The sequence below is a fragment of the Candidatus Latescibacter sp. genome (assembly GCA_030692375.1).
GTDB lineage: Bacteria > Latescibacterota > Latescibacteria > Latescibacterales > Latescibacteraceae > JAUYCD01.
Genome location: JAUYCD010000016.1, coordinates 1 through 25,060, shown reverse-complemented (window position 1 = coordinate 25,060; position 25,060 = coordinate 1). Strand labels below are relative to the sequence as shown.

At 52.1% G+C, this 25,060-nt stretch carries 26 protein-coding genes; 19 read left to right on the top strand and 7 right to left on the bottom strand.

Going from position 1 to position 25,060, the window contains the following annotated elements; translation table 11 throughout:
• Positions 1 to 221 precede the first annotated feature (221 nt).
• The 13 genes from Q8O92_00985 to Q8O92_00925 all read left to right on the top strand — a co-directional run bounded on the left by Q8O92_00985 (position 222) and on the right by Q8O92_00925 (position 9,141).
• The gene (locus Q8O92_00985; GenBank protein MDP2981890.1) at positions 222 to 488 is read left to right on the top strand and encodes a BMC domain-containing protein; all 267 of its coding nucleotides are present in this window, start codon (positions 222 to 224) and stop codon (positions 486 to 488) included.
• Positions 489 to 511: 23 nt separating this feature from the next.
• Positions 512 to 859: a BMC domain-containing protein gene (locus tag Q8O92_00980; GenBank protein ID MDP2981889.1), complete on the top strand. Its 348-nt coding sequence runs from the start codon at positions 512 to 514 to the stop codon at positions 857 to 859.
• A gap of 20 nt (positions 860 to 879) precedes the next feature.
• On the top strand, positions 880 to 1,194 hold the full coding sequence (locus Q8O92_00975) for a EutN/CcmL family microcompartment protein (protein ID MDP2981888.1): 315 nt from the start codon (positions 880 to 882) through the stop codon (positions 1,192 to 1,194).
• Position 1,195: 1 nt separating this feature from the next.
• The gene (locus Q8O92_00970; GenBank protein MDP2981887.1) at positions 1,196 to 2,572 is read left to right on the top strand and encodes an SLBB domain-containing protein; all 1,377 of its coding nucleotides are present in this window, start codon (positions 1,196 to 1,198) and stop codon (positions 2,570 to 2,572) included.
• Positions 2,569 to 3,117, top strand: coding sequence for a BMC domain-containing protein (locus Q8O92_00965; GenBank protein MDP2981886.1), 549 nt, complete (start codon positions 2,569 to 2,571; stop codon positions 3,115 to 3,117). Before Q8O92_00970 ends, Q8O92_00965 begins: the two co-directional genes overlap by 4 nt.
• Before the next feature lie 36 nt (positions 3,118 to 3,153).
• Positions 3,154 to 3,516 carry a four helix bundle protein gene (locus tag Q8O92_00960; protein MDP2981885.1) on the top strand — a complete coding sequence of 121 codons (363 nt, stop codon included), beginning with the start codon at positions 3,154 to 3,156 and terminating at the stop codon, positions 3,514 to 3,516.
• Positions 3,517 to 3,591: 75 nt separating this feature from the next.
• Positions 3,592 to 3,861: a EutN/CcmL family microcompartment protein gene (locus Q8O92_00955; protein MDP2981884.1), complete on the top strand. Its 270-nt coding sequence runs from the start codon at positions 3,592 to 3,594 to the stop codon at positions 3,859 to 3,861.
• Between the two features lie 16 nt (positions 3,862 to 3,877).
• Entirely contained in the window at positions 3,878 to 4,588 is a 711-nt protein-coding gene (locus Q8O92_00950; protein MDP2981883.1) for an RpiB/LacA/LacB family sugar-phosphate isomerase, read from the top strand.
• A 26-nt stretch (positions 4,589 to 4,614) separates the two neighbouring features.
• Positions 4,615 to 4,881 carry a EutN/CcmL family microcompartment protein gene (locus Q8O92_00945; GenBank protein MDP2981882.1) on the top strand — a complete coding sequence of 89 codons (267 nt, stop codon included), beginning with the start codon at positions 4,615 to 4,617 and terminating at the stop codon, positions 4,879 to 4,881.
• Positions 4,882 to 5,066: 185 nt separating this feature from the next.
• Positions 5,067 to 6,239 (top strand): acetate/propionate family kinase, encoded by a 1,173-nt coding sequence (locus Q8O92_00940; protein ID MDP2981881.1) that lies wholly within the window; start codon positions 5,067 to 5,069, stop codon positions 6,237 to 6,239.
• Between the two features lie 130 nt (positions 6,240 to 6,369).
• Positions 6,370 to 7,146, top strand: coding sequence for a class II aldolase/adducin family protein (locus Q8O92_00935; protein ID MDP2981880.1), 777 nt, complete (start codon positions 6,370 to 6,372; stop codon positions 7,144 to 7,146).
• A gap of 207 nt (positions 7,147 to 7,353) precedes the next feature.
• Positions 7,354 to 7,626, top strand: coding sequence for a BMC domain-containing protein (locus Q8O92_00930; protein ID MDP2981879.1), 273 nt, complete (start codon positions 7,354 to 7,356; stop codon positions 7,624 to 7,626).
• 36 nt (positions 7,627 to 7,662) lie between these two features.
• Positions 7,663 to 9,141, top strand: a complete 1,479-nt coding sequence (locus tag Q8O92_00925) for an aldehyde dehydrogenase EutE (GenBank protein MDP2981878.1) — start codon at positions 7,663 to 7,665, stop codon at positions 9,139 to 9,141.
• A gap of 566 nt (positions 9,142 to 9,707) precedes the next feature.
• On the opposite strand, the gene Q8O92_00920 is transcribed toward Q8O92_00925, so the two are convergent.
• The 6 genes from Q8O92_00920 to Q8O92_00895 form a co-directional block, all read right to left on the bottom strand.
• Positions 9,708 to 9,947 carry a carbohydrate kinase family protein gene (locus Q8O92_00920; protein MDP2981877.1) on the bottom strand — a complete coding sequence of 80 codons (240 nt, stop codon included), beginning with the start codon at positions 9,945 to 9,947 and terminating at the stop codon, positions 9,708 to 9,710.
• Positions 9,948 to 10,071: 124 nt separating this feature from the next.
• Positions 10,072 to 12,624, bottom strand: coding sequence for an alpha-glucan family phosphorylase (gene glgP, locus Q8O92_00915; GenBank protein ID MDP2981876.1), 2,553 nt, complete (start codon positions 12,622 to 12,624; stop codon positions 10,072 to 10,074).
• A gap of 323 nt (positions 12,625 to 12,947) precedes the next feature.
• On the bottom strand, positions 12,948 to 13,493 hold the full coding sequence (locus Q8O92_00910; protein MDP2981875.1) for a DUF523 domain-containing protein: 546 nt from the start codon (positions 13,491 to 13,493) through the stop codon (positions 12,948 to 12,950).
• On the bottom strand, positions 13,494 to 14,279 hold the full coding sequence (locus Q8O92_00905) for an FkbM family methyltransferase (protein ID MDP2981874.1): 786 nt from the start codon (positions 14,277 to 14,279) through the stop codon (positions 13,494 to 13,496).
• Positions 14,280 to 14,583: 304 nt separating this feature from the next.
• Positions 14,584 to 15,729, bottom strand: a complete 1,146-nt coding sequence (locus tag Q8O92_00900; protein ID MDP2981873.1) for a uroporphyrinogen decarboxylase family protein — start codon at positions 15,727 to 15,729, stop codon at positions 14,584 to 14,586.
• 196 nt (positions 15,730 to 15,925) lie between these two features.
• A complete protein-coding gene (locus Q8O92_00895) occupies positions 15,926 to 16,954 on the bottom strand; it encodes an arabinose ABC transporter substrate-binding protein (GenBank protein ID MDP2981872.1) in 1,029 nt (342 codons plus the stop codon).
• Between the two features lie 383 nt (positions 16,955 to 17,337).
• On the opposite strand from Q8O92_00895, the gene Q8O92_00890 reads away from it, so the two are divergent.
• The 3 genes from Q8O92_00890 (at position 17,338) to Q8O92_00880 (ending at position 20,209) form a co-directional block, all read left to right on the top strand.
• On the top strand, positions 17,338 to 18,621 hold the full coding sequence (locus Q8O92_00890; GenBank protein ID MDP2981871.1) for an Nramp family divalent metal transporter: 1,284 nt from the start codon (positions 17,338 to 17,340) through the stop codon (positions 18,619 to 18,621).
• A gap of 4 nt (positions 18,622 to 18,625) precedes the next feature.
• Positions 18,626 to 19,528: a universal stress protein gene (locus tag Q8O92_00885; protein ID MDP2981870.1), complete on the top strand. Its 903-nt coding sequence runs from the start codon at positions 18,626 to 18,628 to the stop codon at positions 19,526 to 19,528.
• A 180-nt stretch (positions 19,529 to 19,708) separates the two neighbouring features.
• Positions 19,709 to 20,209 carry a hypothetical protein gene (locus tag Q8O92_00880; protein ID MDP2981869.1) on the top strand — a complete coding sequence of 167 codons (501 nt, stop codon included), beginning with the start codon at positions 19,709 to 19,711 and terminating at the stop codon, positions 20,207 to 20,209.
• Here Q8O92_00880 and Q8O92_00875 read toward each other — a convergent pair.
• Complete coding sequence (locus tag Q8O92_00875; protein ID MDP2981868.1) at positions 20,202 to 20,861, bottom strand: TetR/AcrR family transcriptional regulator; 660 nt, start codon at positions 20,859 to 20,861, stop codon at positions 20,202 to 20,204. The two genes, Q8O92_00880 and Q8O92_00875, sit on opposite strands and share 8 nt — an antisense overlap.
• Positions 20,862 to 21,148: 287 nt before the next feature.
• Between Q8O92_00875 and Q8O92_00870 the strand changes: the two genes are divergently transcribed.
• From Q8O92_00870 to Q8O92_00860, 3 genes are all read left to right on the top strand, one after another.
• Complete coding sequence (locus tag Q8O92_00870; GenBank protein ID MDP2981867.1) at positions 21,149 to 22,228, top strand: mechanosensitive ion channel family protein; 1,080 nt, start codon at positions 21,149 to 21,151, stop codon at positions 22,226 to 22,228.
• Positions 22,229 to 22,494: 266 nt separating this feature from the next.
• A complete protein-coding gene (locus Q8O92_00865; protein ID MDP2981866.1) occupies positions 22,495 to 23,412 on the top strand; it encodes a class I SAM-dependent methyltransferase in 918 nt (305 codons plus the stop codon).
• 325 nt (positions 23,413 to 23,737) lie between these two features.
• Positions 23,738 to 24,925 (top strand): alanine--glyoxylate aminotransferase family protein, encoded by a 1,188-nt coding sequence (locus tag Q8O92_00860; GenBank protein ID MDP2981865.1) that lies wholly within the window; start codon positions 23,738 to 23,740, stop codon positions 24,923 to 24,925.
• Positions 24,926 to 25,060: the final 135 nt, after the last annotated feature.

Below are 25,060 nucleotides of genomic sequence, written 5' to 3'. Positions count from 1 at the left end.
TTTATGTATCAATCATCCGCGTTCTTGTGTTTCTTGTAAATCACACTTCAAGGTGACCGAAACACCATTTTGAAAGTTTAATACATGGCCATTTTCACAATTCTCAGGCAGCAAAAAAAAATTTATGAATAATCCGGGTTAATAATCACATCTTTCATAAAATATCAAACACAAAAAACATCATTCTCGTTAACCAAAACTTACAGGGAGGTTTAAACACCATGAAGAAAGCAATCGGACTTCTGGAAACCAGAGGTTTCACGGGTCTTGCAGTGGCCACCGACGCCATGCTGAAAAGCGCCAGTGTAGAGCTGCTCAAGCAGGTATCCATCGGCGGGGGATATGTCACCACGGTTATCATGGGCGATGTGGGCTCGGTGAAAGCCGCTGTCGAAACAGGAACTGAAGTGGCGAAGAATGTGGGCGAGTTTATTTCCTCGCACATCATTCCCCGGCCCCACGATGAATTGGACGGCATGTTCAAATAACCCGTGAACTGGAGGAAAATCACATGTTGGCATTAGGTTTTATCGAGACCAAGGGATTTGTGGCTGCTGTCGAGGCAGCCGATTCGGCGCTTAAAGCGGCGAATGTATCCCTGGTCGGTCAGAAACGTGTAGGAAGCGGGCTCGTGGCGGTTATTTTGACAGGAGATGTCGCTGCGGTCAAGGCGGCTATCGAGGCAGGAACCGAATCCGCGTCTGCGGTCGGACAGGTCATTGCCACCCAGGTTATCGCAAGCCCCCATGAAGACATGAAGTCCATGATCTTCGAGGAACCGGCGAAAGCGGAAGCCAAACCTGCCAATACGGCCAAAGCCCCGGAAGAGACAATCAAGAAGAAGAGTCCCGGTGTTTAACCCGGAAAGAGGGGAAAATCGTGGTAGTAGGCAAGGTTATCGGAGAGATTGTATCTTCGGTCAAGGTTGACCGCCTGATCGGCCAGAAATTTCTGCTGGTCGAGATTCAGCGGGTCGCCAAGGATGCTTCGGGGACCTCGATCATTCCGACAGGCAGCACGCTTGTGGTGAACGATCCGGTAGGCGCGGGCAGAGGCGAGATCGTGCTTTGTGTGCAAGGTTCTTCAGCCCGTATGACCGATCTCACCGCCACCATTCCCACCGACGGCCTTATCATCGGGATCGTGGATTCAATCACCATCGATGCGGCCACTGTGTACCGGAAGGACCAGTAACATGGCGGTGGCAGGTGTTGATAGTATTGCCGCCGTTCTTGACGCCGGCGTTGTGGGTGCGGGAGGCGCCGGTTTCCCGACCCATGTCAAGCTGGGCAATGAGGTGGACACCTATATCGCCAATGGCGCCGAGTGCGAGCCGATCGTCGAATCGGACCTTCATCTCATGATCACCCATGCCCCCGAGATCATCCGCGGGTTTGAGGCGGCCATGGAGCAGGTCGGCGCTTCTCGGGGGTTCATCGCCATCAAGGACAAAAACGTGGAGGCGATAACCGCGGTTGAGCGCGCCATTTCAGGAAAGCCCCGCCTTTCTGTTGAAAAACAGGCGAATACTTACCCTGCCGGGGATGAGATGGTGCTCACCCGTCAGATTACCGGCCGTATTGTGCCGCCGGGCGGGCTTCCTTTCCAGGTTGGCGTCACAGTGAGCAATGTGACCACACTCAAGCAGGTCTCCGATGCCCTGGATGGAAAACCGGTAATCTCGCGGCTGGTCACTGTAGGCGGCGAAGTATCACGGCATATCACGGTCGACGCTCCCCTCGGGACGCCCATCCGCGATCTTGTCGATCTGGCGGGAGGCGCGTCAGTCCGCGAGTTCGTGATCATCTACGGGGGGCCGATCATGGGGCCGATCGGGAGCATCGACGACTATACCACCAAAACCATGGGCGGTATCATCATTCTGCCAGCCGATCATACGGTGGTGAGGCTGAAACAACAGACTGTTCCGGTAACCAAGCTCCGGGCGAAATGGTGCTGCACCTGCCAGGAATGCACCATCCTCTGCCCACGGAATGCGCTCGGCCACCCCATCAACCCTGCCAAGATGATGTCGAAGGCCTGGCACATCGATGAAATTCTCCGGCGTATCGAGAGCCGTGAACTGGACAGCATAACCGAACAGATGGTGTTCGAGGCTCTCCTCTGCTGCCAGTGCGGCATCTGCGAGCAGTATGCCTGTATTTTCGGGCTGTCGCCGAACAAGGTGTATGCTTTGGTTCGTGATGCGATCCGGAAATCCGGGCTGAAATTCGATTTCTCGAAAATACGGCTCTACGGGGGACCCATGTTCGATTTTCGCAAGATTCCGGCACTGACCTACGCCCGTAAGCTGGATCTGGAGCGGTATCTTGTGCATACCGACCTCCTGCCTGCGGGTTCTCTCCAGCCGAAAATGGTGAAAATCGCGCTCTGCCAGCACCTGGGAGCGCCCGCCAAACCGGTGGTGAAAACCGGTGACCGGGTGAAAGAGGGAGACCTGATCGGGGAGATTCCCCAGGGCGCTCTTTCCGCAAGGGTGCACGCCTCCATCAACGGCCGGGTGGAGGAGGTTACCGACACGCATATAGTCATTGGGGGGCTCCGCTCATGAGCTTATGCATAGGATTTCTCGAATATATCAGCGTCGGCAAGGGTATCGAGGCGGCGGACCTTATATCGAAAAATACCGGAATCGACATTCTCCTTTCAGCCCCGAACTGCCCGGGACGCTACCAGATTCTCTTTTCCGGCGATGTGGGCGCGGTGGAGGAGGCGGTTGAGCTGGCGCACGGCATCGCCGATTTCAATTATCTGGATTCGCTGGTTCTGCCAAGGGTGGACGATCAGGTCGTCCGGGCGCTCTACGCCCCTGATACCACTGACATCGGTGACGCCATCGGCGTCTTCGAGACCATGACCATGACCGCCACCATCGAGGGGGCGGATACGATGGTGAAAACATCAAATGTACATATCCTGGACCTCCGGCTGGGAAAAGGGCTTGCCGGAAAGTCCTATGTGATTGTCACCGGCGCAGTTCAGGATGTCCGCTCTGCCATGGACGCCGCTCTGGAAAGGGTCAAGGACCGCGGGGTGCTCATCTCTTCGGTGGTGATTCCGTCGATCAATCGTGAGTTGATCAGACATTTGGTGTAAGTGACAAAGTGACAGAGTAACAAAGTGAGATGATGAGTGAAAACTTTCAGAGATCTACTTGTCTGGCAAAAATCGATTGAGTTGGTTGTTGAAATCTATAAGGTGACCAAAAGATTTCCGAATGATGAATGCTATGGATTAACCTCGCAGATGAGACGGTGTGCAGTTTCAATTCCTAGTAATATGGCGGAAGGTTACGGCCGCAATTCACCTAACGATTTTGCTCGTTTTTTACAAATTTCAACTGGTTCACTTTTTGAATTGCAGACACAAATAGAGATTTCTCACAAGCTGAATTACGTAACCTCGAATGATTTTGATGCTCTCTATGAAAGTACAAGAGAAATCGAAAGAATGCTGAGCAGTTTTATACGGAAAGTACAGGAACCGCAAACATAAAAATCATTTTCTTAAAGGTATTTAACTTTGTCACTCTGTCGCTCTGTCACTTTGTCACTTCTTTAGGGTTTTTCCATGCGCGACGCACTAGTAATCGGAAGCATAACTTCTACCATCAAACATCCCTGCCTTTCGGGCAAGAAGCTCCTTATCGTGCAGGTGCTCAATGCCGCCGGCCAGCCGGAGGGAAGGCCGCAGATAGTGGTTGATTTCATCGGCGCCGGAAAAGGGGACCGGGTGCTTTTGAGCTGGGATGGCTGGGGGTCTCAGGAGTATTTCAACAACCCCAAGGTTCCGCAGCGGGCCTGGCTGTGCGGTATCATAGATGAGAATGACGAGCGGTAATTCACAGGAGCGGGTGATGAATCAGGATGAGTTGATCGAAGCCGTAGTGAAAGAAGTGAAAAGGGTTCTGGCTTTGAAAGGGGTGCAGGTTGCCTCTGCTCCGGAGAAGCCCCCTGTTTCAGGTAAAGCGGTTAGTCCACATGCGAAGCCGGCTTTGGAGGCGCCTCGGACGGATTCAGGCGGCGGCGACCTGACAGGGAAGCAGGTCATCATACAGAAAGACCTTCTCATGATACAGGGGAAAACAGTCCGGATTGCGAGGAAGGCGGTCGTTACTCCGCTGGCCCTCGATTACGCCCGTGAAAAGGGAATCACTATTATGCGGGTGGATGCCACAGAGAAAAAGGAAGGAATGCCATCCCTGCCCGGTGCAGTCACCGTCGGGCTGGCTGTAAGCCAGGGATTTCCGGGAAACAGCGGGATTCTTTGTTCAATTCTCGCCGCCAAAGGATTTCAGGTTCGGGAGCTTTCCGGGGCTTCCTACGAAACCGCTGTAAAAAACATGTGCAATGCGGTCGCCTCCGGAACTGCGCAATTCGGGATATGTCTTGAAAAAACCGGTCTGGAAGGCCCTATTCATGCAAACCGCAACCAGGTCATCCGCGCTGTCCATTGCCGTGGAATCCATGAGGCCCGCGCGGCAAGGGTGGATATCGGGGCGAATGTCATTGTCCTCGACGCCGAGAGCGATCCTGAAGAAATCGTCTCCGGCTTTACCGGCCTTTGACGCCCTGAAAGTGCGGAGATTTACAAATGGAGATGGGAAGAGTAAGGGGATCGCTGGTGTTAAACATGACCCTGCCGGCGCTTAAGGGGAAAAAGATCCGTGTCCTTGAGGAAGTTGATTCCCGAGACATTGCCAAACCCGGTGAATTGATCATCAGTTTTGATTATATCGGCGCAGGCGATGGGCAATTGGTCCTCTATGAGGGCGGCCCTGAGTCTTCGATGGCGTTCCTGCCCGACATGACCGGTTCGGATGCCAATATCCTGGCAATTGTTGATGAGATTGTGATGTAGGGGCAATACGGTTCATTTAAGCGAAAAATGGACAGGATCATTAACCACGAAACACACGAAAGGCACGAAAAATAATTTTATTGAAAAAAAATGAATAACAAATTTCGTGTTTTTCGTGACTTTCGTGGTTCCAAGTTTTTAAATGAACTGTATTGTGATGTAAGGGATAGAATGCAGTGAAAATAATGGTTTGCAATATCGGGTCCACATCGTTCAAATTCCAGCTTATCGATATGAGGGACGAGAGCGTTCTTTGCCGAGGGAATGTCGAGCGGGTCGGCTCGGAGAAAGCCCGTATGAGATTCTACCTTGGTAACGACGCACTGCGGGTTGATGAGGAAAGGTCGGTTCCCGACCAGGGCGCCGCGGTTCAGGCCGGGCTGGCATTCCTTACCGCCGAGGTGGTTCACTCCCTTGACGATATCGATGCGGTCGGATTCAAGACGGTGCAGGCGGGTGAGGAGAACGGCTCGGTGCTGCTCACAGACAAGGTGCTCCGGGCGATGGAGGAGTACTGCGATCTGGCGCCGGCCCATAATCCCGCTTATCTCGCGGCCATCCGGATGTTTGCGGAGCTGATGCCATGCAAAGATATGGTGGGAGTGTTCGAGCCGGGATTTCACACACAGAAGCCGGAATATGCCAGAGTTTACGGCGCCCCGCTCGAATGGTACGAGAAATATGGGGTGATGAAATATGGATATCACGGCGCCTCGCTCCGCTATGTTACCGGGGAAACGGTAAGGAAGCTTCGCCTCGACCCGAAGAAACACAAGATCGTAGCGTGTCACCTTGGCGGGTCCTCCTCGGTGTGTGCTTTCAAGGATGGCGTATCGATCGATACCTCGATGGGATTAAGCGCCCAGTCGGGACTCATCCAGTCCACCCGTACCGGAGACATCGATGCCTTCGCCATTCCCTACATCATGAAGAAGAAGGGAATCACCATGGAGGAAGCCTACAGAGAGCTGAGCGCCAACGGCGGCCTCAAGGGGCTTTCCGGGACTTCTGGAGATATGCGGGATATTCTGGCGGCGATTGAACAGGGCAGCCGTGGGGCGAAACTGGCCCGTGATAAATTTATCTACGATATTAAATTCTACATGGGAGCATATATTCTTCTCATGGGCGGAGTGAATGCCGTCTGCTTTACCGGCGGAACCGGCCAGAAAGACCCGGACCTCCGCGCAGAAGTGCTGACCTCGCTCGGATTTCTCGGTTTCAAACTCGACCATGCCGCCAACTCCGCCAATGCGGAACGGATAGATGCCAGGGGTTCAAAAATCGCCGCGCTGGTTCTGGAAACAAACGAAGAGTTGATTGTGGCCCGTGAAACGAAAAAGGTGATTGAAGGATGACATAAGTGGCAAAGTGACAAAGCGACAGAGTGAAAAAGTAAAAAGAAAAATATTTTGCCGCTTTGTAAATTCTTTTAACTTTGCGACTTTGCCGCTTTGTCACTTTGTTACTTCATTTATTGGGGAAACCATGGAAAATCTCGAAAAACAGATACGGGAACAGATTTGTGAAGTAGGCAGGCGTCTCTGGCTAAAAGGCTGGGTAGCCTCGAATGACGGCAACATCAGCATGCGGCTGGGGGACAGTTATGTCCTTACCACCCCGACCGGTGTTTCGAAAGGATTCATGTCCCCGGACATGTTGATGAAAGTGGACATGGACGGCAATATCCGAAGCGGCTATCTGAAGCCATCCTCCGAAATCAAGATTCACCTGGAAGCTTACCGCCGCCGTGACGATGTCAGGGGTGTGGTTCACGCCCACCCGCCGGTAAGCACCGGCTATGCTGTGGCAAATATTCCGCTCGATTTCCAGACCCTTCCGGAGATTGTCATCTGCCTGGGACATGTGCCCCTCGCCAAATACGGGACTCCGTCCACCAGCGAGCTTTCCGATTCCATATCCGAGCTGATTCTCTGCCACAACGCCATTCTTCTTGCTAATCACGGTGTGGTTACTCTCGGCGCGGATGTTATGGATGCCTACTACAAGATGGAGAGTGTGGAGCTGTTCGCCCAGATATCGCTGACAGCGCAAAAGCTCGGCGGAGCGAGGAAGTTTACACCGCCGGAGGTTAAAAAGCTGGAGGAAGTCCGTGAACAGTTTGGAATCCGTATCGGCGGCAGCGCCTGCATGTGCTGCGGAAAATGCACCGGGACCTGTGGACTCGAGCAGAGCACTGAATCAGAATACGAGGACTTGGTCACTGAAATCACCACCAAAATAATGAAAGAAATGAATGTATAGAAAAACAGAATACAGGATACAGAATACAGGAGCCAGGAGCTAAAAAAACAACAAAGAAAAAATTAGACAGGATTAACATGATTAACAAGATTTTTAAAAACTATAAATTCAATCTTGTAAATCTTGTAAATCATGTCAAAAAATTATATTTTTAGATAAAAGTGAACATTATTTAAAATTATCGTAAACACATAAAAGGAGAAAACGATGGCACTTTCCGGGAGAGCATTGGGATTTATCGAAACACGCGGATTTATCGGCGCAGTTGAAGCCGCCGACAGCATGCTCAAGGCTGCTTCGGTGAGCCTGGTCGGCTACCGTAAGACGGGGAGCGGATACATTGCGGTAATGGTGCGCGGGGACGTCGGTGCGGTCAAAGCAGCGGTTGAGGCCGGAGTAATCGCCGCCTCACGGTTAGGGGAAATCATTTCCACTTCGGTGATTGCCAGCCCCCATGCGGATATGGACCAGATGATATAACACAAGGAATGGAAGGATATAAAGTGAGGTTGAGTCATGATTGACGAACAACAAATACGAAAGATTGTGGAATCGGTGATCGCTTCAGTTGCTGCGGGCGCCGATCTGAAGCCGGCTGCATCAGCCGGAACAGCGCCTTCCATGGCCGATAGACCGTCGCCAGCAGTATCCGCCACCGCAGGCATCCGTGGGCAGGACGGCGTATTTGACCGTATGGAAGACGCCATCGCCGCGGCAAAAGGAGGTTTCGGACTGTTCAGAAAATTCAGCATACGGGACCGTGAGCGCCTCATCTCCATCCTGCGGCGCACCACCCTCGATCATGCTGAAGAGTTCAGCCGGATGATCTACGAAGAGACCGGAATGGGCGAATACAAGGACAAGATACTCAAACACCGCAACTGCGCCAAAAATACTCCCGGTACGGAAGACCTGATTTCACGGTCCTGGTCGGGCGAGAAAGGGGTTTGCCTGGAAGAGTTTGCGCCGTTCGGAATCATCGGCTCGATCATACCGTCCACCCATCCGGTGGAGACCATGGTGAACAATGCGATGATCATGCTGGCCGGCGGCAATACCGTGGTGTTCAATCCTCATCCCGGGGCGAAGAAGGTGACTGCTTATGCCCTTCAAATCTATCAAAAAGCGGTGGTTGCAGGAGGGTTTCCGGCGAATCTTTTCACCTGCGTGAAGAACCCGACTCTCGAGACCGCAAATGTTTTGTTCAACCATCCGGATATTTCTCTGCTTTCCATCACAGGAGGCCCCGGAGTGGTGAAAGCTGCGATGGCCACCAACAAGAAAGTTATCGCTGCCGGCCCCGGCAATCCGCCGGTGCTGGTGGACGAAACTGCCGACCTGGACCGCGCCGCCGAGTGCATCATCAAAGGCGCTACCTTCGACAACAACATTCTCTGCATCGCCGAGAAAGAGGTGTTCGTTGTCGAGTCCGTGTACGACAAGTTCCTGATGGCGCTGGTCAAGGCAGGGGCGTTCAAGCTCGATGACATCAGTTTCAAACTCCTTGCCGAAAAAGCCTTTATTCCCAACGAAAAGGGCGGACATATCCTGAACCGTGACCTGATTGGACGGAATGCTGCGCACCTTGCCGACCTGGTCAGGGTGAACATTCCCGAGGGCACGAAACTACTTTTTGCCGAAACTGACCTGAACAATATTTTTGTACAGGAAGAGCAGATGATGCCGGTTCTGCCGATTGTCCGGGCGAAGGATTTCAAAGAGGCGCTGGAATTTTGCCTTAATGCGGAGCACGGCTATCGTCATACCGCCCTGATCCATTCACGGGACATGAACCGTATCACCGAGTTCGCCAAAGCCATGAACACCACCATCGTGGTGGCCAACGGCTACTCTAACCAGGGCGACGGCCCCGATGACGGCGAGGCATACATGGCGTTCACCATTGCCACCCCGACAGGCGAGGGAGTCACTTCTCCCCGCAATTTCTGCCGTATTAGGAGACTTGCGATCGCAGGAAGCCTTCGGTTCGTATAACCGGCAATTTCAGGAAGACGAAAAAAACGTTTGGAAGTCCCCTAACCCTCTTATCCCTTTCCCCCGTTCCGGGGGCAAGGGAAGTAAGGGCGCTGATGTTTTTCCTGCCCCCGGAACGGGGGAAGGTGGCGCAAAGCGCCGGAAGGGGGCTTTGGACTCTTACTTTGTCACTCTGTCACTTTGTAACTTTGTCACTCTCTTATAAAAAAACCCCGGTTATTTATTCCCGGGGTTTCGAAAGAGAGGTTGTAACAGCCGACAATGCATTCACTCGTCGACCTATAATAATAAATGCCTGAGTTTTGAAATGGTTCCCATTCAAATTATATTTTTTTATCACGGGCTTTTTGAATGGTTTCATGAATGCGCGCTTTCACCCTTTTTTCTCTGCGTTGACGGCGTCTGTTCAACTCGCTCTTACGCAAATGCCGATTGCTGCTCATTCATTTCTCCTGTTTCGTTGAAAAAAGGTGTAATCCCAAAATGCTTGTCGCCCTTATTTGTAAGTAAGTATAACAATCGGAGGCATCAAAGTCAACATGGAGTTGAAAGTCCGCCGGTTTCGGTCATGGAAATACCGGATCACGGCCGTTCTCTTCGAGAAAAGCGGCCAGTTCCTCACGGGTAGGGAGCGCCGCTCTTCCCCCGTAAGCGCGGCAATTGAGCGCGCCGACTGCCGATGACAGTTCAAGGCACCTTCCGATTTCCTCCCCGCGCGAAAAGAAATGGCAGAAAGCGCCGTGAAATGCATCGCCTGCGCCGGTTGAATCCACGCAGGAGATCGAGAAAGCTGGATAGCGGAGCATTTTTCCCCACCCTCCGTGATCATTCTCTCACAGTGGTACGAACCTTCTTCCGCCTTGAAACCGTTCATGAGAAGAATAATATCCACCACTGTTGAAATGCCTACTGCAGAAATCATATTTCTTCTCATGCCCACTTGATGAGCATCATATCCTGGTATGAGAACATATCGGGATTGCATGGCAGAATGCGGAGGCTGTATCCCACCTTTCCGCTCCGTGTCAGTGTGAGCGCACCCTCGAAAACCTGCCCCTTCTGTTTGGCGCCTTTCCATTCCATGGAAACCGGCATCGTATCGAAAAGCAACCCGGAGGCATCGACCATCCCGGCAAACAATTCTACACAGACATCCTGGGGGGCAAGATTCCCCAGGCTGATCATGGCAGTCACTTTCACCGAATCTCCGACTTTGAACGGCCCCAGGCTGTCCGCATCGACTCGAATGATCCGTATCCCCGACCAGTTTTCCAGAATTTTCTGCTTCCATAGCGCGAGAGCTGCTGCGCGGGCTGCTTTGTCGGCTTTCAGGTCATTATACCTTTTGATGGCCGGACGGTAGCGGTCGTTGTAATACTCATGTACCATGCGGTGGGTGTTAAAAATTGGGACTAGCCGGCTCATTGACTGCTTCATTTTCTCTATCCATTTACGAGGCAATCCGCTTGCCTCAACATTATAAAAGAGGGGCGCCAAATCCTTTTCCAGGATATTGTAAATGGCGTTCGACTCCACAGTGTCCTGGAAACTGGGATCATCATATACCTCACCCGATCCAATCGCCCAGCCGACTTCCGGCGTGTACGCTTCATCCCACCAGCCGTCAAGAATACTCAGGTTGATGGCGCCGTTGGCGGCGGCTTTCATGCCGCTCGTCCCGGAGGCTTCCAGGGGACGTCTGGGAGTGTTGAGCCATACATCCACCCCCTGCAATAAATATCGGGCTACACTCAGGTCGTAGTCTTCGACAAATACTACCTGTCCCTTGATCTCGGGAAGGCGGGAATAATGGATAATGCGCCGGATCAGATCCTTGCCATCATCGTCGCGGGGGTGGGCTTTTCCGGCTATAATGATCTGCACCGGCTGGTCGGGATTTTTGAGAATTTTGGAAAGCCGCTGCAGATCACGGAAGATGAGGTCGCCTCGCTTGTAGGTGGCGAACCTTCGGGCAAATCCGATGGTAAGCGCCTTTGAATTCAAGGCGCCGCGGGCGAGGTTCAACTCATAGTCCGAAGCCCCCTGGCGTTTCAACTGAATCTGGAGCCGTCTCCGGACAAAAGAAACCAGACGTTCGCGCCGCCGTTCATGGGTGCGCCAGATTTCCTCATCGGGGATATTGTTGACCCGGTTCCAGATTTCAAGACTGGCCGGCTCATCCCGCCACTTGGGGCCGACATAGCGATCAAAAAGGTCTACCATGTCCTGGGAAACCCAACTGGAAACATGGATGCCGTTGGTGACATGAGCAATCGGAACTTCATCGAGGGGAAAATCAGGCCAGAGATCTTTCCACATTTCACGGGAAACCTGCATGTGAAGACGGCTCACCGCATTGGACTGGTCTGAGGTTTTGAGTGCAAGCACTGTCATGGTGAAATTTTCGTCAGGGGTCTTGGGATTGACTCGTCCGAGCGCCAGGAATTCATCACGCGTCAATCCCAGTTCCGGGATGAATGACTCGAAATAGCGGAGCATGAGCTCCGGAGGGAACCGGTCATGACCTGCCGCGACAGGGGTATGGGTAGTAAAGACATTTCCCGCGCTGGCCAGCTCAAACGCCTCGTTGAAGGTTAGTCCCTCCATTTCCATGAGGGTCCGTATCCGCTCCAGGGAAAGGAAAGCGGCATGGCCTTCGTTCATGTGGCAGACAGTGGGCCAGATGTCCATCGCATGAAGGGCGCGGAGACCTCCGATTCCCAGGAGCATCTCCTGTTTGAGGCGCATTTCCTGGTCGCCGCCGTAAAGAGAGGAAGTGATGGTCCGGTTTTCCCTGGTATTGTCATCAATATTCGTATCGAGGAGATACAGAGGAACGCGGCCTGTTTGGATTTTCCAGACCCGGGCATAAAGCGGACCGCCGGGAAAATCGATCTCGATTTTCAAATCTTCGCCGTTGGAGTCCAAAACCCTGGTAAGCGGCATATTATAAAAATCATTATTTATATAGAGCTGCTGCTGCCAGCCGTCATTGTTCAGGTATTGACGGAAATATCCTTCCTGGTAGAGGATGCCCATGCCAACGAGAGGAATACCCAGATCGCTCGCGCTTTTCAGGTGATCTCCGGCGAGCACTCCCAGACCGCCCGAATATATGGGAATGCTCTCCGCCAGGCCGAATTCGAGAGAAAAATAGGCGATAAGTTTCTCGGTCTCCTTTGACACATTCCGGGCATACCAGCTCGTACCGTTCATATAGCTCTCGAACTGGGATTTGACTCTTTCCAGATTCGCCAGTGTCCCCTCATCGGTCGCCAGCATTTCCAAATGGGACTGGGGAATTTTCCCTATTATATCCACCGGATTATGATTCGTCTCTTCCCAAAGATTGGTATTGAGACGATAAAAAAGTTTTATGGCGCTGATATTCCAATACCACCAAAGGTTGTATGCTATTTCCCGTAACGGTTCCAAAGATTCCGGCAAAGATGCCCGTACATCAAAACTTTTAATTGGACGCATGCTTTCTCCTTTACAAGGGAAAAAAAGCCCAAAGCCTAAAAAGAAAAGGCCCAAAGAGAAAAAAGCCGGGTAAGGGCAAGTCAGATCTTATAAATGTATAGTATAGTATATTGAGAGAGTTGTATCAAGTTTTTATGCATAAGGGCAAATATTATTATCCGAGTATGTCATTGAATTAAGGTTGGCGATCATATGGAGAGATGCCGAAACAAGTTCGGCATGACACGTGTCATCCTGAACTCGTTTCAGGATCTGATAGTGCAATCACAATGCAATATTTTCAAAAAAACTTACATGATGACATACGTGGATATTATTTATCTTCAACCGGTTTGTTTTCTGAGACGGGCGAATGCGAAAATTTTTACGAGGAAAAGTTCTCGGTTTTTACGATCTTTAAGACGGCCTTCATCCTCGACAACAAGGTGTGGGAACCTTTTCATCACAGCATCTCCGAAAATTCCCGTTCCCTTCCCGATAATTTTCCCCTCCGGGGAGAACTGTTCAACACCTTTGATTCCACAGGAAGGTGATCGCCCTTTCAGTATAAACCCGTCTATCATGGGGAGCGAATCAAGGAATGCAGCCGAGAATACCTGCATTTCTCCGGTGAGATTCCGGCCGGTAGAGGGTTGGAACAGGGTTCGTCCGTTTTGAGTGGAAATCACCCGGATGGGGTCGCGGGGGACGCCGAGGCCGATCTCCGTTTCAGGACATACGGTGATGCATTCGACCTGTTCCCGGAGTTTGTCCACGAACTCATCGGAGATGCACATCCCGTCATAGCGGCAGCAGGCAAATCCGAGACACCGGCTGAATACCACACGGGGTTTGACTGAAGAGGGCACAATCAACTTATCACCGGTCATTCAGATTTCAGATTTCAAAAAACGCGCGTACACATCTCCGAAAACGGATCTATCGGGCAGGGTGGTAAGGATGCGGATAATCTCATCGGAGGCTGCCCAGTCGTCAAGAGCAAGCTGCATGGATTCACCAGGGGAATAGTTGAACCGCGCTTCCCCCAGACCGGAAAGGTACCGAATCGAGTCCAGCGCCGGCTCAATGTATTCCGGTGTGAATTCGAAAGAGAGAATACCCACGGGCTGCGACAATCCCCTGACAACCTGATATTCGAAACCTTCCACGTCAATTTTACAGAAAACCGGCCTGCCGAATCGTGCAATAAGCCCGTCCATGGTGGTTACTTTGACCTGCTCATGTTTCTTCCAGAAATAGGACGCAAACCTTCCGCTTGCCCGCACCCGGCTGATCCACTCCTGCGAAATGGAAGAAATGGTAGTGGCCTGGCTGACCAGAAGCTCTGCGATTCCCGGCTCTTCGCCGACCGCCTCGGGAACGATGGTGATCCGGTCAACTCCCCGAAATTTCTTCTCCAATTTCCGTACACAGGAACTCTGCGGCTCGACCGCAACCACACGGGCGCCGAGGGACAGGAATATTTCCGTCCTGTTTCCCACATTGGCCCCGATATCGAAGCACAGGTCGTCAGCATGGATGAACAGCCCGTAGAATGATTTCATGGCATTCTGATGTTTATGGTATTGGGGAGTCAGCCGGTACAAACCTTCTTTGATCGTTTTTACGGTATCATATATATTCAACCGTTGAAACAACCGGATAAAAAAATCCACTCTATTCTCCATATGATTCGATAGGTTTGTGAAAAACCCTTTATCTGATGATCCATTGCATAAGTAAGATTTTCGAAGCAGTCCCCTTCCTGTCCTTCGGACATCCTTCCCCCGGAGGGGGCAGGAATGACTGTGGAGAAACATCTTCCCTTGCCCCCTTCAGGGGGAAAGGGACCGAGGGATAGGGGGCTGAAGTAAAAACTCGTTTTCTTTTTTACGTATAAGACGACTTTTGCATAAGCCTCATATTAGATGCTGAAACAAGTTCAGCATGACGCATGCCGAATTTATTAGTGAAAAACATTCAGGCTCTTTTGTCTATTGCCAGTTCTGCCCGTCTGGCCCGGATACGGTCGAGGTCAATGGGAAATGTCCCGTACTCATTGACCGTTGCGTACATCTTCACAGCATTTTCCGGGGGAACCAGGTCATGCACCTCGCTCGAAGACCCGATCAGGATGCCTCCCTGGGGCCCGATCCTTTCGATGATCTCCAGCGTCTCATCCTCCACATCGGCAAGGGAACCATAGGGAAGAGTGCGTGCGCAGCACACATTCCCGAAGAGAAGCTTGTCAGGGTACTCCCGCCGTATCTCGAAGATGTCGTTGCAGCCGTTCCGCTCTATCGGATTGAGGCCGTCGGCGTCAAGCTCACGGAGAATCAGCGGCAGCAGCTCGCCGTATCTGCCGTCGGTATGGAAAAGGAATTTGATGCCATTTTCACGGAGCGGGGCGGTGATCCAGCGCCAGCGGGGAAGGCCCTGCTCGCGGATGAACGCGGGGCTGAAAATGGGGCCGGTTTTCCCGGCGATGTCCTCCCCCATGAACAGGAGGGGAACACGGGTGTTCTCAGCGAAAACCCGCGCGATATGGGCTGAAAACATCCCGGTGCAGTCCATGATGTGGGAGATCAGCTCCGGGGCGTCATAGAGAGCGGTGCAGAAAAGCTCTGTGTCGGTGTAGGTATACGCATCGCAGATCGGGCCTTCCAACCCCCCGATGAAAACCAGGTCGTAACGGTCGAACACATCCTGGATATACCGGAGGGTCGGCCGGTACCAGTCTCGGATTTCCTCGTAAACCGGCATTCGGGGCAGGTTCTTTTCAAGCTCTTTCAGAGTGGAAAAAGGACGGCGGGCTATCCAGGCGGTCTCACCGGCCTGGCGGACTTCCCACTTATCGGGATTCACACCGAAGAACCGTATCCAGTTGCGGATTTTGGCGCCCATCCAGTGATTGAACGGATCGTAGATGTTGCGGGTTACAAAGAGGCCAATATTACTGAGCGCCCGGGCGTTAACCTCAACCAGCTCCTCGAAGGCATAGCTCCGGGTCAGGTCAAGGCCGCCGTACCTCACAAGTATCTCGCGGTTATCCATGACATCATAGGTGAGTATCCGATCTACCTTTTCCCAGTTCAGGGTTTTCTTGAAGTGTTCGAAGTTTGTCATGGAAATCCTTTTGTTTGTATAGTTTTTTATTAAAGCAAAAAAAGGTGGAGTTTTTAGACCCTGAAACAAGTTCAGGGTGACACGGTCATGCCGAACTTGTTGCCGCTTCGCGGGAACGATTAAACCGTTTCGGCATCTATTTTTTCACGGGATTTCAATCTTGTTAATCTTGTCAATCCTGTCAAAATTTTTTTCTTCATTGTTTTGCAGTTCCTTCGTCGAGCAGTCCCTGCTCTTTCATCACCTGTTTGTAATTTTCGCGGGTAATGATGAACCCGGTCGTGCGTGTGTCTTTGGGCGGCTCCACCCCATCCTTGATCCACTTGTAGAGGTATTCCGTGGTCTCGAATCCGTGACGGAGCGGACTGATCAGGCAGGTGGCGTAAAAACCGGTCATTTCGCCCTTTTCAAACTCGGCCATGGCGGCGCCTCCGCCGATTCCGATTCCGATGACCCTGTCCGCCTTGAAACCCTGGTTTTCGAGAGCGCGGACCGCGCCGAGAACGCCCTCGTCATTCACCGAAAAAACCAGCCAGCGTTTCACTTCGCGGTGCTGGGCCAGAAGGGTATTGGCCGCATCGAACGAGCCGGGCACATCGGTTGTTTTCTCGTTGGAGCGGTATATCTTCTCCGCGGGGAAGCCGGCCTTGACCAGGGCGGTGGTCGAGCCTTCCGTGCGCTCTTTAAGCGTGTTCAATTCCTCGTGAGTGATGGCCGCCGCAGCGGTTTCCTCGATTTTCCACCCACGCTTATTGAACTCGTCAAAAAGAGCTTTTCCTACCATTTCGCCGATAGTTCGAGCAGCCAGACCCATGTATGGCACTTCCATGAACTTGCCGTCCGCGCCCACAAGCTGGTCATCAACAGCGAACACTTTCATCCTGAGTGAATTGGCTTTGGCCATGATGGCCGGCCCCAGGCGGACTTCCGGTGTGCAGATCACGAATCCCTGTGCTCCCTGGGAAGCCAGGTTGTCGATGCCCGCGAGAACCTTTTCACCGTCAAGGGCGCCTATTCTGATGAGATCGAATCCATACTTATCGGCGCATTTCTGGGCGAATTTCCATTCTTCCTGGAACCACTTTTCCTCCGGCTGTTTAACCATAAACCCGATACGGATTTTCTCCGTTTTTTTCCCGCCGCACCCGTAAAGGATAAATACGGCCGACCCTGACACCAGAATAGCCACTGTGAACAATAAAACCCAATTCTTAAGTGAAGCCATGTATTTTACCTCCGCAATATTTGCTTATATTTTGAGTGTTTATATCCTGAAACGGTTTTATCGTTCCCGCGAAGCGGCAACGAGTTCAGGATGTAGCGGACTCTTCGACAGGCTCAGAGTCCGCTGACCGAGCACTGAGCTTGTCGAAGTGCACGTGTCATGCCGAACTTGTTTCGGCATCTTCATCAAGCTAATCCCATAATCAAGCGAATCAAGGTTCAGACAATCTTTGAAAATATACCAAAAAAAACGGGTAAAGCGAACAGAATTAACGGTAAATTATCTCTTGTTATCCGCCCCGGTGCTGGTGTATGATACAATAAAAGCAAGCAGGTGACTGTGCCTGGCTGCACATTACTTTGCCTTTATCCGGAGAACACAGCTTGAAGGGAAACGCCACCGTAAAAACCATAGAAACCGCCGCGGAGATTCTGGATGGGCGCTCCGGGAGGGGAAGGCTGAGGAGTCTCTTCCCATTTCTGGGCCCGGCGTTCATCGCAAGCATCGCCTATGTAGACCCGGGGAATTACGCCACCAATATTCAGGCGGGCGCCAAATTCGGATACACCCTGTTATGGGTGGTTGTAGCCAGCAACCTGATGGCCATGCTCATTCAGCTCCTCTCAGCCAAACTTGGCATAGCGACCGGACTCAATCTTGCAGAAATGTGCCGCAGCCGCTTCCCCCGTCCCGTGGCAATTGTCATGTGGATACTGATGGAAATAGCGGCGATGGCTACGGATCTTGCCGAATTCATCGGCGCGGCGATAGGATTCAACCTCCTGCTCGGTGTGCCCCTTCTGCCTGCGGGAATACTTACCGCCATCATCACATTTGTCATTCTCGGGCTTGAGCGTTACGGATTCCGGTCTATCGAGGCGGTCATCTCAATCTTTGTGGGCATCGTGGCGGCAAGTTATCTCACGGAGATTTTTTTCGCACAGCCGGATTGGAACGCGGTGCTGCATCATTCTTTCACACCCCATTTTGCAGGTAAGGAAAGCGCTGTTCTGGCTGTCGGCATACTGGGGGCGACTGTCATGCCGCATGCCATTTTTCTCCATTCAGCCCTTACCCAGGGGAGAATCGTTGTCCGGGATGAGGCCAAGCTCCGGCGGCTGCTCCGGTTCGAAACGGCGGATGTAGTAATTGCCATGACTATTGCCGGGTTGGTCAACATTGCGATGCTCATCATGGCTGCATCCACTTTTTATAAAACCGGAATGACCGGCATCGGCACTCTGGAGGAAGCGCACCGTACACTCACCCCCCTTTTAGGGGCCGCGGCAGGCGGTGTGTTCGCCCTTTCACTTCTGGCGTCGGGCCTTTCCTCCTCCTCGGTCGGAACCATGGCGGGACAGGTGATCATGCAGGGATTCATTCAAAGACGCATATCGCCCTGGATACGGAGGCTGGTAACCATGGTTCCTTCTCTTGTCGTCATCGCACTGGGATTCGACCCGACCCGGACCCTGGTAATCAGCCAGGTCGTCCTGAGTTTCGGGCTTCCTTTCGCGGTGATTCCGCTGGTCATGTTCACCAGGCGCAGAGACATCATGGGAGTCCTTGTCAACTCACGCCTGACCACCGCAGCTTCCGTCGCGGTCGTGTCGCTCATCGTGCTCCTGAACTTCTATCTCATCTATTCGCTTATCTTCGGGGGGTGAAAATATGTATCATTGTATCCTGGTTCCCCTGGACGGCTCAAGGCTGGCGGAGTCCGCTCTTCCGGCGGCTGCATTCATGGCCGGGATTTTCGGCGCAGAGGTCACTCTCATCCATGTCATCGAGCGGAACGCGCCACAGGAAATCCACGGCGACCGCCACCTGACAGGCACGAACGAAGCCGCAGCCTACATGGAAGAATTGAAAAAACGGGCTTTTCCGCCAGGCATCCCGGTGAAATGCCATGTTCACGCGGAAGAGGTGGAAAATGTAGCCCGCAGCATTGCGGAACACTCCGGAGAATTGAAACCTGACCTGATTGTGATGTGCACCCACGGGCGCAGCGGCCTTGTCGAGCTTTTCTTCGGGTCTATCGCACGGAAGGTTATCTCACTCGCAGCCACCCCCCTTCTCCTTATTCACCCATCCGAGAAAGAACCTGCGCCTCCCTTTCGGTGCAGCCGGATACTGGTTCCACTCGATGCTGATACATCACACGAGGAAGGTTTTTTCGCAGCCCTTGACCTGGCCAGGCCGTGCGGCGCCAGTCTTTCACTGATCATGGCGGTTCCTACCTTCGGCTCTCTTACCGCGGAATGGGCGGCATCGGGGAAGCTGCTGCCGGGCGCCACAGGCGAGCTCCTTGATATGGCGGAGCAGGATGCCGGAGAATATCTCAGCCGCCGAGTCCGTGAAGCCATGGAGAGGGAGATACCTTCGGAGGGAACGGTGCTCCGCGGCGATCCCGCGGAAATCATCATTGCCGAAGCCGAAAAGAAGGATGCCGGCCTGGTGGTCATGGGAACTCACGGGAGGCCGGGATTTGACTCTTTCTGGTCGGGGAGCGTCGCTGCCAAGGTCATGTTCCATCTTTTACGGCCCATGCTGCTCGTCCCGGTGAAAAATTAACTGTTCCGAGCATTTTCCATTTGGTATGAAGCCGATTTCATGTATATATTCATGTCTATTGTTTTGAAGCGACAAGATCCTGAAACGGTTTCATCGTTCCCGCGAAGCGGCAACGAGTTCAGGATGACACATGTCATGCCGAACTTGTTTCGGCATCTTACCATGTGGGGAGGATTTTGTATGATCAAGCGGTCAATTGCGCTGGTAACCGTATTTGCCATAATCATAGCGATCGGCTGCTCCACAGGCGGGCCGAAACCCGGAACGGGCGGTACGACAGAAGCCAAGAAAATAGAAAAGACCGCACATCCGGCGGTTCCTGAGGGTGTTGGCTGCTATGTCTGTCATAAACGCGAAACACCGGAGGCGGCATACCATCAGAAGTACGGGAAAAATTGCGAAGATTGCCACGTTAAATCCACCTGGATGGCGGTCAAGTATCCGCATCCGGCCTGGGTGCTCACCGGGGCGCACAAAGCTCGCTGCAACCGCTGTCACACAAAGATGGCCAGTTATGATTTTACCTCTTACCAGTGCTGGGGCTGCCACCACGATCAAAAAACTACTGAGAAAACCCACACCGACAGAAAAATAAAAGATATGACCAATTGCATCATGTGCCACAAGGAAGTAAAACTGAAAGAAGTGCAGGCGCCACCGGCAGCCAAACCCGTTAAGTAAATGCGGCCTGTTTCCTTTGTTCCCGTACACGCTTCAAATTATCTAAAGCTTCTTCTACTGCGTCCTGCGGCAGTCCGATCGCCTGCAGGTTCCAGCGGGCAAGGAAATATCCGATCTTGGAAGGCTCATACTCCATGCCGTCCAGAAGGATCATTTCAATGAGGGCAACAGCGGCGCCCTGGGCGGCATTAATTTTGAGGTCTACATCCTCATCGATGAAAAGACCCGGATTTTCATCAATAAACTGTCGTACCCGCTTGCGGTAATCTTCAAACACCGCATTTCGCACGGCAGGCAGAGAAAGCGCCATGAGCATGAGCTTGCCGGTAGCCTCGTTTTCGAGCATCACGGTAATGCTCTGGTAAAAGATGAGCGCCAGTTTTTTGATACCCGATGGAACATCCTGAAGCGCCTCGTCTGCTGAAGTCCAGATATCGGCGATAATGTCCTGGATCACCACCTGCAGCAGGGCTTCCTTGTTGAGAAAATAGAAATAACAGTTGCCGATGGAAGTCCCGGCTTCGCGGACCACATTCTGCATGGTGGTCTCATCGTAACCTTTTTCGGTGAAAAGTGTGCGGGCTGCAACGGTAAGCTGGGCGCGCCGTCTGAGGTACCGTTCATCTCCTCGTTCCGTTCTTCGATATACCATTTTCATCCACCATCAAATAAGTGCCTGAGTGCCTGAGTGCCCAAGTGACGAAACGGCAATCCAGATTTTAATTACATCGATTAATATAGAACAAAGTTCTATTCTTGTCAATAACAAAATGCAGCAATTGACAAGCAAACCCCCTCACACCAAAAAACTCACGCAGACTGCAAAGATATGGATTATATTTGCGAAGTAGACTGATTATATTGATTATAGGGGTTTGAGGAAACTGAATATTTACTTAGGCACTCAGGCACTCAGGCACTAAGAATAAGGGAGCGCCCATGAATGGAATTCTTGAGAATACCCGGAATGCACTTGTACAGAACACAGCCATTCTCGTGGTGGTTATCTTGATTTTTATCATACCGATTCTTTTGGGGCTAATCGCGCATTCAATCATCTTTTTCGTTCTGGGGTCAGTGGCGAAACACCGGCCGACCATTCTCTACTCTTCCCTTATAAATCACACCAAAAGTTCTGCACGCTGGTTCATGGTGTTCTTTTCCCTGAACCTGGCGCTTCCCCTGGTTAAAGCCCTGGTTCCGGAAAATGTTTTCGAGATCGTTCGCTCGATTCTGGCCCCTTTGATCATTGCCTCGCTCTCCTGGCTTTTGATCAAGCTCATCAATGTTCTCGAGGATATGGTACTGAACCACTATCACTTTGAAAAAGAGAGCATGCGTGCCCGAACCATCAAAACCCAATTCCAGCTCCTGAAAAGGATACTGACCATTGTCATTGTCATCTTCGCTACCGGTGCGATCCTCATGACCTTCGACCGTATCCGTCAGCTCGGAACGGCGATCCTGGCCTCCGCCGGAGTGGCGGGCATCATTGTCGGTGTGGCCGCCCAAAGGACGGTCGCAAATCTCCTCGCCGGCATACAGATCGCCCTTACCGAGCCCATACGGCTGGACGATGCGGTCATTGTGGAGGGAGAATACGGGAACATAGAGGATATCAACCTGACCTATGTAGTGGTGAAATTATGGGATAATCGGCGCATGATTCTCCCGATCGTGTATTTTATCGAAAAACCCTTCCAGAACTGGACACTGGTCCATACCAACCTTTTGGGAACAGTATTTCTGTACGTGGATTACTCCATTCCGGTGGAAGAGATTCGCAGTGAGCTGCACCGTCTCCTTAAGGAATCACCCAAATGGGACGGTACAGCCTGGGGGATGGAAGTTACCAATCTCAAGGAAAGTGTCATGGAGCTCCGCGCCCTGGTCAGCGCCAGGGACAGCGGTGATTTGTGGAGTCTACGGTGTGCTGTCCGTGAGAAGCTGATCGATTTTGTGCAGAAAAAGTATCCCGGCGCCCTGCCGAAAATCCGCTCTGAAATGGAAAAGAAATGACTGGGAGGCACAATCATTTCTATCGTCATGTAATTTTCTCTGATCAATTGATTCGTGGAGTGGACTGATTATATTTAAGATTTAATCGAGGAATGTGGATTTAGATCCTGAAACAAGTTCAGGATGACACGTATCATGCGTCGGTTTTGAACTTGATTCTGCATCTGACTCAGGTACTTAGGCACTCAGGCAGTACAGACGCAGCGCGCTGCGTCTCTACTCAGGAACTCAGGCACTTAGGCACTCAGGCACTTAGGCACTCGTTGATGACTGACGATAAAGAAAAACAAATACCGGATTTAGAAATTCGGTCGTATGGCGACTTCCTTTTTCTCGTACGCGGCCAGACATCGAAAAGCATGCGGAGTCTCTATGATGACCTGTACTTCAAAAAACATGTCGGAGACAAAGATGTATCCGAATCCTATTTTCAGACCCTGGGCCTGGGGGAAACGAAGTATACCCGGATTCCCCTGTCTCTGGTTGAAATAAAGCCCGGCACGAGGATCATTGACATCGGCTGCGGAAGGGGGGAAATCGTGTTTCAGGCTGCCAGTGCAGGAGCCTGGGCCGTTGGAATCGATTATGCGGAAAGCGCAGTGGAAATTGCCCAAACCACTCGTGAAAGACATGCGGCGAATATCCGGGAAAAAACCGGATTTTTTTGTCAGAGCGCCGAAACATTGGAATTTGAGGATGATTTTTTCGACACTGCATTCCTTTTAGATGTGGTCGAGCATGTTTCCGCTGACGAGTTTCAAACTATACTCAGGGAGATTTGGCGGGTGCTAAAACCGGGCGGCAAGCTGATCATCCACACCAGCCCGAATGTATGGTCGCGAACCTGGGGATTCTGGATTAAGTCGGCAGTGTACTTCCTTCTCAATAGAGAAAAACCTGTTCATCCGGTTGTAGCGCACTTTCGGACGTTAAAAAGCGATCCTGAGTACGATGAACATAAAATCCTCATGCATATCAACGAGCAAAGTATTCTCAGCCTGCGGCGGCATTTGAAAGCCTGCGGATTCCGGAGCCGGGTCTGGCTGGGAAGCACCGGCAATCCCTGGTTGTCCCGCCGGGATCTTTTGGGGCGGACCGCATCGATGGTCTATACCCTCACGGGAATGAAATACCTGAGGGGATCGGATATCTATGCTGTAGCTGAACGGCGGCGGAAAAAATGACAATGCCATCTCATCAGGATGTGCGTCATCGGATTACTCCGGAGTGGTTTTACTTCCAGGTTTTGACTATATTATCGCAATTATACATGACGACATATATTATTGCTTTTCTTTTCAAATTAGATGCCGAAACGGTTTCATCGTTCCCGAGAAACGGCAACGGTTTCATCGTTCCCGCGAAGCGGCAACAAGTTCGGCATGACATGTGACATGGCGAATATTGTTCCTTTTTGTTGCAAAGCAATAGTGTATTGGCACATCCGATCGATAACCATATTTTATAGCATACTCGGATTTTTTTCGCCTGCTTAAGGGGGAAACGATAATGCGGGAATTGTTCATGATGCCTGGTCCGACCGAAGTGGCTCCCTCGGTGATTCAATCCATGTGCCGCCCGGCGATCAGTCATGGCGACCCCCGTTTTCATGATATCATGGATCGCGCTTCGGAGCAGGTGGCGGAAATTATCGGCGCCAGCGGGCAGGTCGTTCTCCTGAATGCCAGCGGCCGCGGGGGGATAGAGGCAGCCATGAGCACGGCGCTCGAACCGCTCGACCGTATCCTTGTCATCAATAACGGCGTTTTCGGTAACATGCTCCGTGAGATAGCCCTGCGCTGCCGTCTCGATGTGGTGGAGGTCAGATCCGAACAGGGGAAACCACTCGATCTTGACCGTATCGAAGACGCCGCTTTCTCTCCGGATCTCAAAGCAATCGCCGTAGTCCATTCCGAAACTTCTTCCGGTGTGCTGAATCCCATCAGAGAAATCGGTGAAATCGCCGGGCGCTTCAATCTCATCTATATTGTGGACGCGGTTAGCTCCGCCGGCGGCGCGGAGATCCGGATGGATGCGTGGGGGATCGACCTTCTCTGTACCGGGAGCCAGAAATGTCTCGGTTCACTGGCGGGTCTGGCGCCGGTGGGAATAGCTGACCGCATGTGGGATATTTTTGACCGGCGCACCACCATTCCCCAGAGTTTCTTCTTCGATCTGAACCGCTGGAAGCTGATGTGGTTTAAAAAAGAACACGGAGGGCTTCTGAAATTCAAATACCGCCGCCAGCCAATGACTGTGGCGACCCACCTGGTGTATGCGCTCGATGAGGCATCGCGGCTGGTTCTGGAGGAAGGTCTGGAAACCCGCTTCCGCCGTCACCGGATTGCGGCGAAGGCCATTCACGCCGCTTTGCCGCACCTCGGGCTGACTCTCTTTCCGGATGCAAGCCTTGCCTCTCCCACCACCACCGCCATCCTTCCTCCAGAAGGTATCCATGAGGGCGATATACGAAGAATACTCCGCCAAAAATATGGAGTGCTGGTGGCAGGGGGATTGGAGGAATTCTATGAAAAGATGTTCCGCATCGGCCACATGGCATTGACCGCTTCCTACGAATACATCATTCCGACCATTGCGGCGCTCGAGCTTACCATGCAGGAGCTTGGGGTAAAAACCGTTGAAACCGGCCGTGCGGTCGCCGCTGCCCAGGAAGTGTATGCAAAAGACAAGTGTTAAGTCAATGCAATAAAGTTGGATTCATATTCCCCCCTTAACAAGGGGGGATGCCAAAGGCAGGGGGGATTTCTTCTTCCCGGCGAATAAAGATCCCCCCGCCGCTTGAGCGGCGACCCCCTTTTTAAGGGGGTAAAA

Bases quoted from the DNA above. Each gene is read 5' to 3' on its own strand.
- Q8O92_00900 (MDP2981873.1), bottom strand. From the start codon at position 15,729: ATGACAAACTTCGAACACTTCAAGAAAACCCTGAACTGGGAAAAGGTA.
- Q8O92_00865 (MDP2981866.1), top strand. From the start codon at position 22,495: ATGACTGACGATAAAGAAAAACAAATACCGGATTTAGAAATTCGGTCG.
- Q8O92_00875 (MDP2981868.1), bottom strand. From the start codon at position 20,861: ATGGTATATCGAAGAACGGAACGAGGAGATGAACGGTACCTCAGACGG.
- Q8O92_00925 (MDP2981878.1), top strand. From the start codon at position 7,663: ATGATTGACGAACAACAAATACGAAAGATTGTGGAATCGGTGATCGCT.
- Q8O92_00965 (MDP2981886.1), top strand. From the start codon at position 2,569: ATGAGCTTATGCATAGGATTTCTCGAATATATCAGCGTCGGCAAGGGT.
- Q8O92_00955 (MDP2981884.1), top strand. From the start codon at position 3,592: ATGCGCGACGCACTAGTAATCGGAAGCATAACTTCTACCATCAAACAT.
- Q8O92_00985 (MDP2981890.1), top strand. From the start codon at position 222: ATGAAGAAAGCAATCGGACTTCTGGAAACCAGAGGTTTCACGGGTCTT.
- Q8O92_00930 (MDP2981879.1), top strand. From the start codon at position 7,354: ATGGCACTTTCCGGGAGAGCATTGGGATTTATCGAAACACGCGGATTT.
- Q8O92_00935 (MDP2981880.1), top strand. From the start codon at position 6,370: ATGGAAAATCTCGAAAAACAGATACGGGAACAGATTTGTGAAGTAGGC.
- Q8O92_00895 (MDP2981872.1), bottom strand. From the start codon at position 16,954: ATGGCTTCACTTAAGAATTGGGTTTTATTGTTCACAGTGGCTATTCTG.
- Q8O92_00950 (MDP2981883.1), top strand. From the start codon at position 3,878: ATGAATCAGGATGAGTTGATCGAAGCCGTAGTGAAAGAAGTGAAAAGG.
- Q8O92_00860 (MDP2981865.1), top strand. From the start codon at position 23,738: ATGCGGGAATTGTTCATGATGCCTGGTCCGACCGAAGTGGCTCCCTCG.
- Q8O92_00910 (MDP2981875.1), bottom strand. From the start codon at position 13,493: ATGACCGGTGATAAGTTGATTGTGCCCTCTTCAGTCAAACCCCGTGTG.
- Q8O92_00880 (MDP2981869.1), top strand. From the start codon at position 19,709: ATGATCAAGCGGTCAATTGCGCTGGTAACCGTATTTGCCATAATCATA.
- Q8O92_00885 (MDP2981870.1), top strand. From the start codon at position 18,626: ATGTATCATTGTATCCTGGTTCCCCTGGACGGCTCAAGGCTGGCGGAG.
- Q8O92_00945 (MDP2981882.1), top strand. From the start codon at position 4,615: ATGGAGATGGGAAGAGTAAGGGGATCGCTGGTGTTAAACATGACCCTG.
- Q8O92_00980 (MDP2981889.1), top strand. From the start codon at position 512: ATGTTGGCATTAGGTTTTATCGAGACCAAGGGATTTGTGGCTGCTGTC.
- Q8O92_00940 (MDP2981881.1), top strand. From the start codon at position 5,067: ATGGTTTGCAATATCGGGTCCACATCGTTCAAATTCCAGCTTATCGAT.
- Q8O92_00870 (MDP2981867.1), top strand. From the start codon at position 21,149: ATGAATGGAATTCTTGAGAATACCCGGAATGCACTTGTACAGAACACA.
- Q8O92_00920 (MDP2981877.1), bottom strand. From the start codon at position 9,947: ATGCTCCGCTATCCAGCTTTCTCGATCTCCTGCGTGGATTCAACCGGC.
- glgP (MDP2981876.1), bottom strand. From the start codon at position 12,624: ATGCGTCCAATTAAAAGTTTTGATGTACGGGCATCTTTGCCGGAATCT.
- Q8O92_00970 (MDP2981887.1), top strand. From the start codon at position 1,196: ATGGCGGTGGCAGGTGTTGATAGTATTGCCGCCGTTCTTGACGCCGGC.